15 protein-coding genes and 1 rRNA gene are annotated in these 16,318 nt (G+C 73.4%); 3 read left to right on the top strand and 13 right to left on the bottom strand.

Features of this window, described 5'->3' with window-relative positions; translation table 11 throughout:
- Positions 1-35: 35 nt before the first annotated feature.
- From ACZ7FF_RS36425 to ACZ7FF_RS36395, 7 genes are all read right to left on the bottom strand, one after another.
- The gene (locus tag ACZ7FF_RS36425) at positions 36-1,175 is read right to left on the bottom strand and encodes a glycosyltransferase family 4 protein (RefSeq protein WP_470817934.1); all 1,140 of its coding nucleotides are present in this window, start codon (positions 1,173-1,175) and stop codon (positions 36-38) included.
- Positions 1,176-1,446: 271 nt separating this feature from the next.
- Entirely contained in the window at positions 1,447-2,193 is a 747-nt protein-coding gene (locus ACZ7FF_RS36420; RefSeq protein WP_470817932.1) for a hypothetical protein, read from the bottom strand.
- 227 nt (positions 2,194-2,420) lie between these two features.
- Positions 2,421-4,139 (bottom strand): DNA repair protein RecN, encoded by a 1,719-nt coding sequence (gene recN / locus ACZ7FF_RS36415; RefSeq protein ID WP_470818058.1) that lies wholly within the window; start codon positions 4,137-4,139, stop codon positions 2,421-2,423.
- A gap of 158 nt (positions 4,140-4,297) precedes the next feature.
- A complete protein-coding gene (locus ACZ7FF_RS36410) occupies positions 4,298-5,857 on the bottom strand; it encodes a S53 family peptidase (protein WP_470817931.1) in 1,560 nt (519 codons plus the stop codon).
- A 179-nt stretch (positions 5,858-6,036) separates the two neighbouring features.
- A complete protein-coding gene (locus ACZ7FF_RS36405) occupies positions 6,037-6,942 on the bottom strand; it encodes an NAD kinase (protein WP_470817930.1) in 906 nt (301 codons plus the stop codon).
- A complete protein-coding gene (locus ACZ7FF_RS36400) occupies positions 6,939-7,754 on the bottom strand; it encodes a TlyA family RNA methyltransferase (protein ID WP_470817928.1) in 816 nt (271 codons plus the stop codon). Before ACZ7FF_RS36400 ends, ACZ7FF_RS36405 begins: the two co-directional genes overlap by 4 nt.
- A gap of 7 nt (positions 7,755-7,761) precedes the next feature.
- A complete protein-coding gene (locus tag ACZ7FF_RS36395) occupies positions 7,762-8,043 on the bottom strand; it encodes a hypothetical protein (RefSeq protein ID WP_470817927.1) in 282 nt (93 codons plus the stop codon).
- 42 nt (positions 8,044-8,085) lie between these two features.
- Here ACZ7FF_RS36395 and ACZ7FF_RS36390 point away from each other — a divergent pair, with 42 nt between their 5' ends.
- A complete protein-coding gene (locus ACZ7FF_RS36390; protein WP_470817925.1) occupies positions 8,086-8,433 on the top strand; it encodes a sterol-binding protein in 348 nt (115 codons plus the stop codon).
- Here ACZ7FF_RS36390 and ACZ7FF_RS36385 read toward each other — a convergent pair.
- From ACZ7FF_RS36385 to ACZ7FF_RS36370, 4 genes are all read right to left on the bottom strand, one after another.
- Positions 8,417-9,265, bottom strand: a complete 849-nt coding sequence (locus ACZ7FF_RS36385) for an ABC transporter ATP-binding protein (protein ID WP_470817923.1) — start codon at positions 9,263-9,265, stop codon at positions 8,417-8,419. The genes ACZ7FF_RS36390 and ACZ7FF_RS36385 overlap by 17 nt on opposite strands.
- Complete coding sequence (locus ACZ7FF_RS36380) at positions 9,262-10,308, bottom strand: FecCD family ABC transporter permease (protein WP_470817921.1); 1,047 nt, start codon at positions 10,306-10,308, stop codon at positions 9,262-9,264. The genes ACZ7FF_RS36385 and ACZ7FF_RS36380 overlap by 4 nt, the downstream gene beginning before the upstream one ends.
- Positions 10,305-11,348 carry a FecCD family ABC transporter permease gene (locus ACZ7FF_RS36375; protein ID WP_470817920.1) on the bottom strand — a complete coding sequence of 348 codons (1,044 nt, stop codon included), beginning with the start codon at positions 11,346-11,348 and terminating at the stop codon, positions 10,305-10,307. The genes ACZ7FF_RS36380 and ACZ7FF_RS36375 overlap by 4 nt, the downstream gene beginning before the upstream one ends.
- A 65-nt stretch (positions 11,349-11,413) precedes the next feature.
- Complete coding sequence (locus ACZ7FF_RS36370) at positions 11,414-12,442, bottom strand: HAD-IIA family hydrolase (protein WP_470817918.1); 1,029 nt, start codon at positions 12,440-12,442, stop codon at positions 11,414-11,416.
- Between the two features lie 74 nt (positions 12,443-12,516).
- Here ACZ7FF_RS36370 and ACZ7FF_RS36365 point away from each other — a divergent pair, with 74 nt between their 5' ends.
- A complete protein-coding gene (locus ACZ7FF_RS36365) occupies positions 12,517-13,800 on the top strand; it encodes a DUF1015 domain-containing protein (protein ID WP_470817917.1) in 1,284 nt (427 codons plus the stop codon).
- 84 nt (positions 13,801-13,884) lie between these two features.
- Here the strand turns inward: ACZ7FF_RS36365 and ACZ7FF_RS36360 are convergent, their stop codons facing one another.
- Positions 13,885-14,676 carry a tetratricopeptide repeat protein gene (locus ACZ7FF_RS36360; protein ID WP_470818057.1) on the bottom strand — a complete coding sequence of 264 codons (792 nt, stop codon included), beginning with the start codon at positions 14,674-14,676 and terminating at the stop codon, positions 13,885-13,887.
- A 324-nt stretch (positions 14,677-15,000) separates the two neighbouring features.
- Here ACZ7FF_RS36360 and ACZ7FF_RS36355 point away from each other — a divergent pair, with 324 nt between their 5' ends.
- Positions 15,001-15,993 carry a hypothetical protein gene (locus tag ACZ7FF_RS36355; RefSeq protein WP_470818066.1) on the top strand — a complete coding sequence of 331 codons (993 nt, stop codon included), beginning with the start codon at positions 15,001-15,003 and terminating at the stop codon, positions 15,991-15,993.
- 29 nt (positions 15,994-16,022) lie between these two features.
- Here the strand turns inward: ACZ7FF_RS36355 and rrf are convergent.
- Positions 16,023-16,139, bottom strand: a 5S ribosomal RNA gene (rrf, locus tag ACZ7FF_RS36350).
- Between the last annotated feature and the right edge of the window lie 179 nt (positions 16,140-16,318).

Genomic DNA, 16,318 nt, shown 5'->3' with positions numbered 1-16,318 from the left:
ACAATTCCCGTCTGCCGCGAAATGTCAGACAGGCCCTAGGCCAGCGGTCTCGGCTGGGTCAACTCGTCGTACACGCTGAGCACTTGGGCCACCGTCTCGTCCTCGGTCGGCCACTCGGCGGCCTGCCGGGCACCCGCCTCGCGCAGCTCCTCCCGGCGCTCCGGATCGGCGAGGAGCCGTACGACGGTGTCGGCGAGCGCTGCCGGGTCGCCGTACGGAACGAGTTCGGCGGCGTCGCCCACGAGGTCGGGGACACCGCCGACGCGGGTCGCGACCAGCGGCACCCGCGCGTACAGCGCCTCCTGGGCGAGGACGGACCGCGACTCCCAACTGCTGGTCAGCAGCGCCAGATCGGCGGCGGCGAGCAGTTCGGGCACGTCCTCGCGGCGCCCGATGAGCCGCACCGGCAGCTCCTCGTCCTCGATGCGCGCCTGCAGCACCGCACGCAGCGGCCCCTCCCCCGCGACGACGACCAGCGGCACCGGATCCAGGTCACGCCAGGCGCGTGCCGCGTCGAGCAGGACCTCGTAGCCCCGGTACCGGTCGAGGGAGCCGACCGCGATGAGCAACGGGCGCCCGGTGGCGCCGAGTTCGGCCCGCACCTTGGGCCGAAGGCGGTCGGGGTCGTCCGGCGGGGCGGCGGGCCGGTGCTGCCCGGGCAGGCCGACGGCCGCGAGCCGGGCGTCCCGCGCGCCGGTCCTGCGGGCCCGGTCGACCAGGTCGGGGCTGCTGCCGAGAACCACGGCCGCCGTCCGTACCACGCGCCGCTCCAGCAGCCGCAGCAGATGCGCCCTCGCGCCCTCCGCGCGCGCCCGGTTGTGCCAGGTGACGACCAGCGGAGTGGTGCGTCCGCCGAGCGCGAGGACGGTGCGGAAGGAGGCGTGCAGCCCGTGCGCGTGCACCAGGTCGGCGTCGGCGCAGGCCGCCCGGAGCGCGGCCACCGAGGCCGGGTCGCTGCTGCGCGGCACGTGCACGTGCTCGGCGCCGGTCCCGGTGAAGTCGTAGGCGCGATCGGCCTCATAAGGGGCGCACACCGTGACTCGTACGCCCCTCGCCACGAGCCCCTCGGCCAGGGAGCGCACGTGCGCGCTGCTGCCGGCGTTGCCTCCGCCGAGCACCTGCACGGTGCGCAGCGGCGACTGGCCGTGCGGCGCATTGCTGCTCAGGGGGCTCACGGGGCCGGGGCTCCTGGTTCGGCGTGGGCGGTCACGAGAGAACGTACAGAAGGTAGCGGGCTCACAGGGGCGGAAGGTCGTACCCCGCGCGCCTCCCGCGCGGACCGTGTTCATGTCCAAGCATGCCAGGAGGCACGCTCGTTGCGGGAAAACCGGGAGGGCGCACGGTGCGACGGGCCGGGGCAATGCGCCGGAGCACGTCACCCACACGGGTGAAGAAGGGGCCGGCCCGGCCGTGTCCCGTGCGTCCGCGTACGACCAGGTCAGACGGTCACAGCGAGCGCGCCCAGGCGGTGACCCGGTCCCCGTACACGGCGGCGGCCACCACCGCGGCGGCGTGCGCGAGAAGTCCCGCGCGCCGGTTGCCCGCCACCACGGCCGCCCCCAGCGCGGCACCCAGTGCGTGCGCCCCCGTGTCCCCGATCATGGTCTGCTCGCCGGCGTCCTCGCGCAGCACGGCCGACGCGCCGCCCATCGCGACGGCGGCCAGCTCCCCGCCCGGGCCCCCGCGCAGCAGCCCCGGCGCCCCGAACGCGAGCACCGCCCCGAGCGCCCTCCCCGGCCGTACGTCGACCAGGTTGACGAAGTGCGCGGCACCGGCGATCACGATCCCGGCGAGCGCCCTGTCCAGCCCGCGCTCCTTCATCAGCGCCCCCGCGACCAGCCCGGCGGCCGAGATCCCGAACAGTTTCACGGACCCGCTGGTGATCTCGCCTGCGCGCAACGCCCGCAGATGAGCCCGGAACCCGCGCCGGTCGTCCCCGGCGACGTCGTCGTACGCCCCGCAGGCCCCGGCGGCGAGCACGGCGGCCCCGGCAGCGGGGCACACCCGCGCCGCGGCGGCCGCCGCACCGAGCGCCGAAGCCGGCCCGGAGTACAGCCCGACGCTCCGCCCGGCGTGGTTCCCACGCTCCCAACGCGCGGGCCCGCCGGGCGGGTTGGCGCGCAGGAGGACGAAACCGGTGCGGGTGAGCACGGCGGACAGCAGGAAGGAGCGGGCCTTCGGCATGCGGATCATCCCGTCACCCTAGGGCCTGTCTGACCATGCGCGTCGTCGCCCGAAGGGCGGCCGCCCGGCGTCAGGCGCGTGCTCTCGGCGTGCCGGCCCCAGGCCCTCGTACTCGACGTGCTCAGGTCTGGGACCGGCGCGGCGAGCGTGCGTGCATGGCGCCGCGCGCGGCAGACGGGAGTGGTCAGACAGGCCCTAGGCCCCGCCCGGCAGGCATCGGGCCCGGAAGGCTCCGGCTACGCGTCCCCCCGGGCCGTCGCCAGCAGTTCCTCGGCGTGGGCGCGGGCGGTCTCCGAGTCCTCCTGGCCCGCCAGCATCCGGGACAGCTCGCGGATCCGCTCCTCGCCCTCCAGGACCTTCACACCGGAGCGGGTGACGGACCCGTCGTTGGTCTTCTCCACCAGCAGCTGCCGGTCGGCGAACGCCGCCACCTGGGGCAGGTGGGTCACCACGACGACCTGCGCGGTCCTGGCCAGCTTGGCGAGGCGCCGGCCGATCTCGACCGCGGCCTTGCCGCCGACACCGGCGTCGACCTCGTCGAAGAGGTACGTCGGGACGGGGTCGGTGCCCGCGAAGACGACCTCCACGGCCAGCATCACCCGGGACAGCTCACCGCCGGAGGCGCCCTTGGCGATGGGCCGCGGCGGGGCGCCCGGGTGCGGGGCGAGCAGCAGCTCGACCTCGTCCACGCCCGACGGCCCGTACGCGACCGTGCGACCACCGACCTCGACGCCCTCGGGGTCCTCGGTCTGCCGGATGTCGAAGGACACGCGCGCGTGGGGCATGGCCAGCGAGGCCAGCTCGGCCGTCACGGCGGCGGCGAACCGCTCGGCGGCCTCCGCCCGCGCGTCCGACAACGCCTGGGCCAGTCCGCCCAGTTCGGTGCGCAGCGCGTCCCGCTCCGCGGTCAGCTCGTCGATGCGCTCGTCGTCGCCGTCCAGCTCGGTCAGCCGCGTGGCGCTCTGCTCGGCCCAGGCGAGGACGGCGTTCACGTCGTCGCCGTACTTACGCGTCAGCGCGGTGAGCGCGGCCCGGCGCTCCTCCACGGCGGCCAGCCGCAGCGGGTCGGCGTCCAGGTCGTCGGCGTATCCCGCTAGCTCGCCGGCGACGTCGCCGAGCAGGATCCCGATCTCCCCGATCCGGCCGGCGAGCGCGGCCAGCGCCGGATCGTGCGACCGCACGGCCTCCAGCGCCCGGTGGGCGCCCGCGACGAGGGTCGAGGCGTCGATCCCCTCGGGGTCCTCCGGATTGCCCGCGAGAGCGGCGTGCGCGGCCGTCGCGGCGGACGACAGGGCCTCCGCGTGCCCCAGCCGCTCCGCCTCCTCGGCCAGCTCCACGTCCTCCCCGGCGCGCGGCTCCACGGCGGCGATCTCGTCGAGTCCGTAGCGCAGCATGTCGGCTTCCTGCGCCCGCTCACGCGCGCGCGTGACGATCTCCTCCAGCTCGGTGGAGACCGACCGCAGCCGGCGGTACGCCTCGCCGTACTTGGCGAGCGGCACGGCGACCGCGTCGCCCGCGTACCGGTCCAGCGCCTGCCGCTGCCGGGTCAGCTTCAGCAGCCCCTGCTGGTCGGTCTGCCCGTGCACGGCCACCAGGTCGTCCGCCAGCTCGGCGAGCAGCCCCACGGGCACGCTGCGCCCGCCCAGGTGCGCCCGGGACCGGCCCTCAGCGGAAACGGTACGGCTGATCAGCAGCGCACCGTCGTCCAGCTCGGCCCCGGCCTCTTCCGCCCGTACGACGGCGGCGGCACCCGCGGGGACGGCGATCCGCCCCTCCACGACCGCCTTCTCGGCCCCGATCCGCACCAGCGCCGGGTCCGCCCGCCCGCCGAGCAGCAGCCCCAGGCTGGTGACCACCATGGTCTTGCCCGCACCCGTCTCACCGGTGACGGCGGTGAACCCGGGCGACAACTCCACGACGGCGTCGTCGATGACCCCGAGCGACCGTATCCGCATCTCCTCCAACACGGACAAGACCTTACGAGGTCGGGGGCCCGGAGTGCGACGGGCCCCGGACACGTTCTGTGAAGGAGCAGGTGACGAAGGTGTCTCGGCCCCGCGCTGTCACCCGGCCGAGTGCAGCACCGTCACTGCGGCGCGCCGGTCGCGGCGCCTCAGTGAAGTCCCTTGAGCAGGGTCACACCGTCGCACACGCCGAACCCGGTGACGGCGTCGTACCCGGTCTTCACCGGGTAGCCCACCGCCGGCGGGTGGGAGCCGTTGTCGTGGCCGGCCCCGATGTCCCGGCAGGCGATCTCGCCGAGTGGCCGGCCGTTGGTGCCGCTGTCGTACAGCAGCGGCGTGAGGAAGCGCTGCCGCTTGTCCTGGGGCAGCAGGGCGTCGACACGGGCGATCAGGGCGCCCCACAGCGGGGTGGAGGCGCTGGTGCCGCCGTTGGGTGCCGGCTGCCCGAGGAGCGTCAGGTCGTAGAACGGCGGGCCGGCGAGCGCCGACACGTCCGGCACCACCCGGCCCTTGATGCTGTCCGGGTTCTGGGAGTCGACGGGGATGTTCTGCTGGTAGACCGGGCGGTCGAACTTCGTGGAGACCCCGCCCCCGCTCGCCCCGCCGCCGTGCCTGGTCCGGTGGCCGGGCGCCTCCCACCAGGCGACCTCCTGACCGGACTCGTCGATCATGGTGCCGCCGACGCTCAGCACGAACGGGCTGGAGCTCGGGAAGTCGACGTGCGAGCGGCCGTCCGGGATCTGGTCGCCCGAGCCGTCGTCGCCGGAGGCGACGCAGACCGTGATGCCGGCGTCCGCCGCGCCCTCGAGGCGCTTGTTGATCTCCCGGAGCGCGTTCGCCGACCAGCTGGGGTGGTCCTCCGTCATGCCCCAGCTGATGGGGACGGTCACCGGCCGGTCCGCGATGACCCGGTCGAGCAGTTCGATCCAGCCGCGCTGGTCGAACGAGGCGAAGTAGAGGGAGATCCGGGCCTGCGGGCAGAGTCCGGCGACGATCTGCACGTCCATCATCACCTCGCCGCCCGCCTCGGCCGCGAACCGCTGCTCCTCGGGTGGCAGCTGCCGCAGTTGCTCCAGTGTCCTCGGTGGATCGAAGTCCAGGGGGACCACGTCGATCTGCGGCGCCGGCCGGTTGTGCGCGGTGCAGAAGGCCTTGACGTCGTCGTCGAAGTAGAAGCCGCCGAACTCGGCGATGCCGATCCTCTGCCCCTCCCCGTCACCGGCGGGGAAGTTGTACATCCGCTCCAGATCGTCCGGCGTCATCGATCCGTGGAAGCCGGAGCCCTGGACGGACTTGCGCCGGGCCATCTGCCGTTCGTCCAGGCCGAAGACGCCGGTGACGATGCCCTCGAGTTCGGCGGGGATCTGCAGTTCGCCCTCGCGGCCGCGGAAGTCGCCCTGCTCGGCGCTGTGGTAGATGCCGAGGTCCGCCTTGAAGGCGGCGTTCATGGCGGACACCGGACCGCTGGCCACGATGCTGCCCGGTTCGAGCCGGACCTGGTCGACCGACAGGCCGTACCGTTCGAGCACGGCCTTGGTCTTCTCGGCGTCCTGGTGCCGCTCGTTCGGGATCTGGTCGGTGGGGGCCACCTTGCCGCGCAGGGTGAGGGTGACGTCCACCCGGTGCTGGGGGTCCGCGTCCCGCAGCCGGGTCGCGTCGGCCTTGGCGGGGCGGGTGCTGCCGGCCAGCGCCACGTGCTGATGGTTCATCGTCGTCTCCTTGGTGCCGGCTCGCCTCGCAGCCGGGCCGGCCGGCTCGCGTGGGAACGGGGCTGCACGACGAGATATATCCGGACATTGCCAGAAAAATATGCCAGCCGTGTTCCGGCCACCCGGACAGGGCAGACCCTGCCCGGGATGGAGTACGTACGCGGGCCGTCAACGACGGCTCAGTGCGGCGCGCCCCGCCAGCCGGTGGTGGGCAGGGCGAACTTGGCCACCAGGCGGTCGGTGAAGGAGGAGTGGTGCAGTCGGGCCAGGCGCACCGGGACCGCGCCCCGCCGGACCTCCACGCGCGCCCCGGGCGGCAGCTCGATGGTCCGGCGCCCGTCGCACCACAGGACGCCGGGCGGGATGTGCGGCAGCACCTCCACCGCGAGCACCGAGTCCGGAGAGGTGACCAGCGGCTTCGCGAACAGCGCGTGCGCGCTGATCGGCACCATCAGCAGCGCCTCCACCTCGGGCCACACCACGGGCCCCCCGGCGGAGAAGGCGTACGCCGTGGACCCGGTGGGCGTGGACAGGACCACCCCGTCGCACCCGAAGCCCGTCACCGGCCGCCCGTCGATCTCCAGCACGACTTCCAGCAGCTTCTCGGCGCCGGCCTTCTGCACGGCCGCCTCGTTCAGCGCCCAGTCGGTGTGCACGATGTCCCCGTTGCGGTGCACGACGACATCGACGGTCATCCGCTCCTCGACCTCGTACGACCGTGCGACCACCCGGTCGACCACCCGGTCGAGGTCGTCGCGCTCCGCCTCCGCGAGGAACCCGACGCGCCCCAGGTTGACGCCGAGCATCGGCACCCCGGAGGCCCGCGCGAACTCGGCCCCCCGCAGCAGCGTCCCGTCGCCGCCCAGCACGATCAGCAGTTCACACCCGTCGAGGCACTGCGGGGTCGCTTCCCCGACGAGTTGCACCTCGTCCGGGAGCGGCAGGTCGCGCGCCTCCTCCTCCAGCACCCGCACACCGATGCCATGCCCCAGCAGGCCCTTGACGACGAGTTCCGCGCTGCGGATCGCAGCGGGCCGCCCGGTGTGGGCCAGCAGGAAAACAGTACGCGCCCGGTTCTGTGTCAACGAGGCCCCTCCGCCACTGCACGGTCGACATCGGCCGGGTCCAGGCGGGGGGCGCCGGACCGCAGCCACAGAAAGTACTCGACGTTCCCCGAGGGGCCCGGCAGTGGACTGGCGGTGACTCCACGCACCCCGAGCCCCAGCTCCCAGGCCTTCTCGGCCACTCCCCGCACGGCCTCCGCCCGCAGTTGCGGACTCCGTACGACACCCCCGCTGCCGAGCCGTTCCTTCCCCACTTCGAACTGCGGCTTGACCATCATCACCAGGTCGGCGTCGGGCCGCACGCACCTTTTCAGGGCGGGCAGCACGAGGCCGAGCGGGATGAAGGACAGATCACCCACGACAAGATCCACAGGTTCCCCATCGATCGCCTCGAGCGTCAACTCGCGTACGTTCGTACGGTCCTTGACGGTGACGCGTTCATCGTTCTGCAGAGACCACGCGAGCTGGCCGTATCCGACGTCCACCGCGACGACGTGCGCGGCGCCTGCGCGCAGCAGGACATCGGTGAAGCCTCCGGTGGACGCGCCGGCGTCCAGCGCCCGCCGGCCCTCGACCACGAGCCCCCGCGGCACGAAGGCCTCCAGCGCGCCGGCCAGCTTGTGCCCGCCCCGGGAGACGTAGTCGGGGTCGCCGTCGTCGCTCTGGACCACGATCGCCGCGGCGGTCTCCACCTGGGTGGCCGGCTTGGTCGCGACAGTCCTGCCGACGGTGACCCGGCCTGCGACGATCAGCTGGCTGGCGTGCTCGCGCGAGCGCGCGAGCTTCCGGCGGACCAGCTCCGCGTCCAGACGGCGGCGTGCGACTCCTGCCACGTTCGGTTCAGCTCCTGCTCTGGTGGGACGTAGGGGGCGCCGGGGGTCCCGGGCGGGCGTCGAGCGCGGTCAGCGCGTCGCGCAGCCCCCGGTGTACATCCTCGTACACCTCCACGTGTCCGTCGGTGGCGAGGTGGTCGGCGTCGGCCAGCCGGGCCAGCTGGGCGTCGACCTCGGCGTTGCCGGTGGGCGCGCGCGGGACGTCCAGGGGGGCCGGGGCGGCGGGATCGTACTCGGGGCCGGGCTCCGCCGCGGCCGGCGCGGGGGTCTCGGACACGGACTCGCTCATGCCCAGACGCTACCCCGAACAGCTGCGGTACCGTCGGTGGCGATGGCCACGATCGAGGAGTGCCGCGCAGCACTGGGAAAGCTTTCGGACAACATGCAGGGCGCCGAGGGCGACGTCCGTGAGGCGGCGGCCATGGACCGCTCGGTGAGCTGCCACATCACGGACCTGGACGTCACCTTCGTCGGCCGGATGACCGGTGGCCGGATCGAGGTGGACGAGACCCGTCCCGGCCCCCCGCGCGAGCGGGCGCAGATACGGCTCACCCTGGCCGGCGACGACCTGGTGGCCCTGGTGGCGGGCGAGCTGAACTTCGCCACCGCGTGGGGCAGGGGCCGGGTGCGCCTCGAGGCGAGCCTGCTGGACCTGTTCCGGCTCAGGAAGCTGCTGTGACCCGCCGCGTGCGGGCCCCGCGCGCGGCCGGCACCACCAGCGGGGTCCCCGTCTCTGGGTCGTCGACGACCTGACAGCGCAGCCCGAAGACCCGCTCGACCAGCTCGGCCGTGACGATGTCGTTCGGGGCCCCCTCGGCGATCACCGCACCGTCGCGCAGGGCGATGAGATGGGTGGCGTAGCGGGCCGCGTGGTTGAGGTCGTGCAGGACGGCGACCAGGGTGCGCTCCTGGGTCTCGTGCAGCTCCGCGCACAGGTCGAGGACGTCGATCTGGTGCTGGATGTCGAGGTACGTGGTCGGCTCGTCCAGGAGCAGCAGCGGGGTCTGCTGGGCCAGCGCCATGGCGATCCAGACGCGCTGGCGCTGTCCGCCGGACAGCTCGTCGACGTACCGGTCGGCCAGCTCGGCGACGCCGGTCTGCCGCATCGACTCCTGTACGACCCGCTCGTCCTCGGCCGACCACTGGCGCAGCAGGCCCTGGTGCGGGTAGCGGCCCCGGCCGACCAGGTCGGCGACCGTGATGCCGTCCGGCGCGACGGAGGACTGCGGAAGCAGGCCGAGGGTGCGCGCGGCCTTCTTGGCGGGCAGCGACTGGATGACCTGCCCGTCGAGCAGCACCCGGCCCTCGGTGGGCTTCAGCATCCGTGACAGCGCCCGCAGCAGCGTCGACTTGCCGCACGCGTTCGGGCCGACGATCACCGTGAAGGACCGGTCGGGGATCTCCACCGACAGCTGCTCGGCGATGACGCGCCGGTCGTAGGCGAGGGTGACGTTCTCCGCGGACAGGCGGTTCACAGTGCTCCTAGGGGTGTTCGGGTGCGTGCCGTTCATATCCGGCCCGCCCTGCGCTCGGTGACCAGCAGCCACAGCAGATAGCCGCCGCCGAGGACCCCGGTGACCACGCCGACGGGCATCTGGTCGGCGCCGAAGACGCGCTGCGACGCCCAGTCGGCGGCGACCAGCAGGGCGGCGCCCATGCAGAGGGAGGGCACCAGGTTCGGACCCGGCGAGCGGGTCAGGCGGCGGGCGAGCTGCGGGGCGGTGAGCGCGACGAAGCCGACCGGGCCGGCGGCGGCGGTGGCGGCCGCGGTGAGCAGCACGGCGCAGACCATCAGCAGCAGCCGGACGCGCTGCACCCGCACCCCGAGGGCGTTCGCGGTGTCGTCGCCCATCTCCGTCATCCGCAGGCCCCGCGCGTTGCACAGGACCAGCGGGACGAGGACGGCGCACACGGCGAGCAGCGGGCGGACCTGGTCCCAGTCACGGCCGTCGAGGGAGCCGGTCATCCAGACGACCGCGCGGGCCGCGTCGACCAGGTCGGCCTTGGTGAGCAGATAGCCGTTGACCGCGGTGACGACCGCGGAGACCCCGATGCCGACCAGGACCAGGCGGTATCCGTGCACACCCTGCTTCCAGGCGAGCAGGTAGATGGCCAGACCGGTCGCGAGACCGCCGATCAGCGCACCGACGGTGACCTGGGTGGCGCTGCCGGACATCAGCACGATCACGACCAGCGCGCCCGCCGTCGAGCCCTGCGAGAGACCCAGCACGTCAGGACTGCCCAGCGGATTGCGGGAGACCGCCTGGAACAGTGCGCCGCCCAGGCCCAGCGAGCCGCCCACCAGCAGCCCGACCAGGACGCGCGGCAGCCGCAGCTCGTTCACGATGAAGTCCTGGTAGGCGGTGCCGTGCCCGGCGAGGGTCCGCAGCACGTCGGCCGCCGGGATCTTCGCGTCGCCGGTACCGATCAGCGCGACGCCCGCGGCGCAGGCCGCGGCCAGCAGCAGTACGACGACGATCAGGGCCCGGACGTCCAGGCGCAGGGAGAGCCCGCCGGGGGCCCGTACGGCACGGCTCCTGGTGTGTGTCCTCACAGCTGGGCCGTCCTCCGCCGTCGTACGAGAAAGATGAAGACCGGGCCGCCGATGACCGCGGTGACGATGCCGACCTGGAGTTCCGAGGGGCGGGCCACGACCCGGCCGACGACGTCGGCGCCGAGCAGCAGCACCGGCGACAGGACCGTGGCGTACGGCAGGATCCAGCGCAGGTCGGGGCCGGTGAAGGAGCGCACCGCGTGCGGGACCATCAGGCCGACGAAGACGATGGGCCCGCAGGCGGCGGTCGCGGCGCCGCACAGCACGGTGGCGGCCAGCATGGCCAGGGCCCGGGTGCGGGTGAGATCGGCGCCGAGGGCGCGGGCGGTGTCGTCGCCCATCGCCACGGCGTTCAGCGGCCGGGCGAGCCCGAGCGCGAGGACCGTGCCGGCCCCGATGAACGGCAGCACCTGCGCGATGGTGGAGCCGGTGGCCGAGGCCAGCGAGCCCACCGTCCAGAACCGCATCCGGCCCAGGGCCGCGCCGTCCATGATCATCACGGCCTGGAGATAGCCGTACAGGGCCGCGCTGATCGCCGTACCGGCGAGCGCCAGCCGTACCGGGGTGGCGCCCCGGCTGCCGCCGAGGAACCACACCAGCGCGCCCACCGCCGCCGCCCCGAGGAAGGCGAACCACACGTAGCCGGTGAGGCTGGTGACCCCGAAGTAGGTGATGGCGGTGACGACGGCCGCCGACGCGCCGGCGTTGATGCCGAGCAGTCCGGGGTCGGCCAGCGGGTTGCGGGTGAGCGCCTGGAGCACCGCGCCCGACAGACCGAGCGCGGCCCCGGCCAGCAGACCGAGGAGCGTGCGTGAGAGCCGCTCGTCCACGACGACGTCGCCGTACGTGCCCGTGTCGTGGAACAGGCCGTGCCAGACCTGGTCGAGCGGGAGCGCCTTGGCTCCGATCGCGATGCTCGCCAGGGCGACGAGCACCAGGATCGCGAGAGAGAGCAGGAGCCCAAGAGCCCTTGCCGCCCGGCGGGTTGGGGGCGCGGGGGCGGTCTCCGCGCGCGGTTCCGGAGGACTGTCGACCAACACGAGGTTAGGTTAGCCTACCCTCGCTCAGGATCTCGATCCCCGGGTACCCGGAAGCCGGTACGGCGTCAGAGCCCGAGTCTCGCCAGCGCCTTGCCGCCGTCCAGCCGGCAGGAACCCTCTCCGGCCGCCGACCAGGCCGCCGCGCACAGGCCACGCAGGCCGTCCAGGGCCTCGCCGTCGCCCTCCAGCTCCAGCCGGTCCGCCCCGGCCGTCGCCGTCCACCCGCCGCAACGGAAACCGTCACCCGCGGGGGTGACTTCGGGCTGGCCGGTGAGAAGCCCCCGCAGATCCGCGTCCACATACGTCGGCCGGTGCTGCGGCGGAGCGGCCAGCAGCTGCGCCCCGTCGGTGACACCGGTCAGCACCAGCAGCGAGTCCACCCCGCCGTTGAACGCACCCTCGATGTCGGTGTCCAGCCGGTCCCCCACCACCAGCGGCCGCTCGGCACCGGTCCGGATGATCGTCTCCTTGTGCATGGGCGGCAGCGGCTTGCCCGCCACCTGCGGCTCCGCGCCGGTCGCGATCCGCACGACCTCCACCGCCGCACCGTTCCCCGGCGCGATCCCACGGCCGCTCGGGATCGTCAGGTCCGTGTTGGACGCGAACCACGGCACCCCGCGCGCGACCGCGTACGACGCCTCCGCGAACCGCCCCCAGGTCAGATCGGGTCCGCCGTACCCCTGCACGACCGCCGCCGGATCGTCGTCCGCCGACTCCACCGGGGTCAGGCCCCGCTCGCGCAGGGCCACCTTCAGCCCCTCCCCGCCGATCACCAGCACCCGGGCGCCGGCCGGCACCTGCTCGCTGATCAGCCGCGCCACCGCCTGCGCCGAGGTGATGACGTCATCCGCCCCCGTAGCCATCCCCAGCTCGGTCAGGTGCTCCGCCACCGCGTCCGGGGTGCGCAGGGCGTTGTTGGTGACGTAGGCCAGGTGCATCCCGCCCGCCCGGGCCCGCTCCAGCGAGTCGACGGCGTGCGCGATCGCGTTGCCACCCGCGTACACCACCCCGTCCAGATCGAGCAGCGCCGTGTCGTACGCCTCGCTCAGGGGGCGGCCGTTGCCCTCGGGCCTCGTCCTGACGCCGTGGCTCATATCCGCATCGCTCCTCGTTCATTCGCCTTTCCCCCGATCATCCCGCATGCCACTGACACACGTACGATGCCGGGATGAACACTGCAGGTCACTCGGAAGCAACGGCGCACCGGGGCCTGGAACTCAACCCGTTCCGAGGCCTTCGTTACGACCCCGACCGGGTCGGCAGCCTGGCCTCCGTCACCTCCCCGCCGTACGACGTCGTCGTACGGCCCGACGGGGTCCACCACCTCCAGTCGGCCGACCCGCACAACATCGTCCGGCTGATCCTGCCCCAGGCGGGAACGCCCAGCGCGGGCACCGAGCAGGCGGCCGACACCCTGCACCGCTGGCTGGACGAGGGCATCCTCACCGCGGACCCGGAACCCGGTCTGTACGTGTACGAGCAGCGCGACGGCAACGGGATGCTGCAGCGCGGTGTCATCGGCGCGCTGCGGGTCTCGGAGCCCGCCGAGGGCGTGGTGCTGCCGCACGAGGACGTCATGCCGCCCGTGGTCGCCGACCGCGCGGCCCTGATGCGCGCCACGCGCGCCAACCTCGAACCGCTGCTGCTGACCTACCGCGGCAACGGCGCGGCCGCCGAGGTCGTCGAACGCACCGCGGAGAAGCCGCCACTGCTGGCCACGACCACCGAGGACGGCTTCGGCCACCGCCTCTGGTCCATCACCGACCCCTCCGACGTGGCCCGCATCCAGTCCGACCTGGCGCACCACCAGGCCCTGATCGCCGACGGCCACCACCGCTGGGCGACCTACCTCCGGCTGCGCGCGGAACACCCCTCCCCCAGCCCCTGGGACTACGGCCTGGTCCTCCTCGTCGACACCGTCCGCTACCCGCTGCGCGTCCGCGCCATCCACCGCCTGCTGCACGGGCTGCCGGTGGCGGACGCGCTGACGGCCGTGAGGGGCCTGTTCCGGGTACGACACCTCGATGGGGACCTCCCCGAGGCGCTGGCGGCACTGGCGGACGCGTCCTGCGCGGGCAACGCCTTCCTGCTGGCCGGAGACGGTGCCTTCCACCTCATCGACCGCCCGGACCCCGGCCTCCTGGCCCGTACGATCCCGGCCGACCGTCCGGCCGCCTGGCGGTCCCTGGACGCCACCGTCCTGCACGCCACGCTGCTGGAGCACGTCTGGCACATCCCTGAGGACTCCACGGCGCACATCGCCTACATACACGACACCGCGGCGACCGTAGCGAAGGCGGAACGCGACGGAGGGACGGCCGTCCTGATGCACCCGGTCCGCGAGGAGGTCGTCCGCGACCTGGCCCGCCAGGGCGTCACGATGCCCCGCAAGTCCACGTCGTTCGGACCCAAGCCCGCCTCCGGCCTGGTGCTGCGGGCACTGGAGATCTGAGCCGGCCGCGAAGGGCCGGAAAACACGAAAGAGGGCAGGCTCCACAGGGAGCCTGCCCTCTTCTCACTCGACCGGCGTCAGCGCTCAGTCCTCGTCGCCGTGCTCCTCGGAGCCACCGGCGGACTCACCGTCGTCGACGGCGCCGGCCTCGGCGCCCTTCTCCGGCTCGTCGTCGTTCTCGTCGTCGTTCTCGCTCTCGTCGAAAGCGTCGACGAACTCCACGCCGTCCAGCTCGGCGAGGCGGTCGGAGGCGTCCGTGCTGCCGTCCCGGTCGGCCTCGACGGCCTTGGCGAACCACTCCCGCGCCTCGCCCTCGCGGCCGACCGCCAGCAGGGCGTCGGCGTACGCGTAGCGCAGGCGCGCGGTCCACGGCTGGACCGAGTTGGAGGCCAGCTCCGGGCTCTGCAGGGTCACGATGGCCGCGTCCAGCTGACCCATGTCACGCCGGGCACCGGCCGCGACGAGCCGCATCTCGACCTGGCCCGCCTTGTCCAGCTTCTGCACCTCCGGGGCACCGGCCATGTCCAGCGCCTTCTCCGGACGGCCGAGCCCGCGCTCGCAGTCGGCCATCACCGGCCACAGGTCGACGGTGCCGGTCATGCGCCGGGCGGCCCGGAACTCCGCGAGCGCCTCGCTGTACTTCTGGCAGGCGTACGCGGCGAACCCGGCTGCCTCGCGCACGGCGGCCACTCGGGACGCCAGACGCAGGGCCACCCTGGAGTAGCCGTAGGCGCCCTCGGGGTCCTCGTCGATGAGCCGTGCGACCATCACCAGGTTCTTGGCGACGTCCTCCGCGAGCGTCTTGGGCAGGCTCAGCAGCTCCTGCCGGACGTCCTTGTCGATCTCCTCGCCGGTGACGTCCTCCGGGATCGGCAGCCGCTTGATCGGCTCACGGTCCCGGTCCCGCTCGTCGCGGAAGCGGCCACCGCCACGGCGGTCGTCGCGCCGGTCGTCACGGCCGTCCCGCCCGCGGAAGCCACCGGGCCGACCACCGCGGTCGTCCCTGCGGGGCCCACGGCCGCCCCGGTCGTCGCGACCCCGGTAACCACCGCGGTCACCACCCCGGTCGTCACGACGGTCGCCGCCCCGGTCGTCACGGCGGTCGTCACGGCGGAAGCCACCGCGATCGCCGTAACCGCCACGGCTGTCGCCGCCGCGGTCGTCGCGGCGGCCGTAGCTGCCGCGGTCGTCGTCGCGGCGGTGCGCGGGACGCTCGTCGTCACGGCGGTAGGCGGGACGGTCGTCGCGACGGAAGCCACCACGGTCACCGCGGTCGCCCCGGTCGTCACGGCGCGGTCCGCGGTCGTCGCGCTGGAAGCCCGGACGCGAACCCCGGTCGCCCTCACGACGGTCGTCGCGGCGGCCGTAACTGCCACGCTCACCACGGTCGCCGTAGCCACCACGGTCGTCGCGACCCCGGTAACCACCGCGGTCGCCACCCCGGTCGCCACCCCGGTCGTCACGACGGTCATCACGCCGGTCGTCGCGACGCGGTCCGCGGTCGTCCCGCTGGAAGCCCGGACGCGAACCCCGGTCGCCGTAGCCACCACGCCGGTCGTCGCGACGCTCGCCGCCGCGGTCGTCGCGGCGGCCGTAGCTGCCGCGGTCGTCGTCGCGGCGGTGCGCGGGACGCTCGTCGTCACGGCGGTAGGCGGGACGGTCGTCGCGACGGAAGCCACCACGGTCACCGCGGTCGCCCCGGTCGTCACGGCGCGGTCCGCGGTCGTCGCGCTGGAAGCCCGGACGCGAACCCCGGTCGCCCTCACGACGGTCGTCGCGGCGGCCGTAACTGCCACGCTCACCACGGTCGCCGTAGCCACCACGGTCGTCGCGACCCCGGTAACCACCGCGGTCGCCACCCCGGTCGCCACCCCGGTCGTCACGACGGTCATCACGCCGGTCGTCGCGACGCGGTCCGCGGTCGTCCCGCTGGAAGCCCGGACGCGAACCCCGGTCGCCCCGGTCGTCACGGCGCGGTCCGCGGTCGTCGCGCCGGCCGTAGCTGCCACGGTCGTTGTCGCGACGGAAGCCGCCCCGGTCGCCGCGGTCGCCGCCGCGGTCGCCCCGGTCACCACTGTCCCGTCGCCGCTGGTCGCGCTCCGGTCGATCGTCGGGAGAGTTGGTGGACATGGTGACTCCTGTCTTCGGTACCGCAAGCATTGTAAAAACAAAAGGACCCCTGGTCCCAGCTGAACGCTGGGACCAGGGGTCCTCCAAAGATTGTTCGGCGGCGTCCTACTCTCCCACAGGGTCCCCCCTGCAGTACCATCGGCGCTGTGAGGCTTAGCTTCCGGGTTCGAAATGTAACCGGGCGTTTCCCTCACGCTATGGCCACCGAAACCCTAATGGTTTCGAGCGAACAAGCACACTTTTCTGTTATGCGTTCTACTCAAAGCCGGCAACTGTTCGTTGCCTCAGAACTTACACAGTGGACGCGAGCAACTGAGGACAAGCCCTCGGCCTATTAGTACCGGTCACCTCCACCAGTTACCTGGCTTCCAGATCCGGCCTATCAACC

This window comes from Streptomyces sp. NPDC037126 (assembly GCF_055605965.1).
This window is presented reverse-complemented; position numbering and strand designations above follow the sequence as displayed.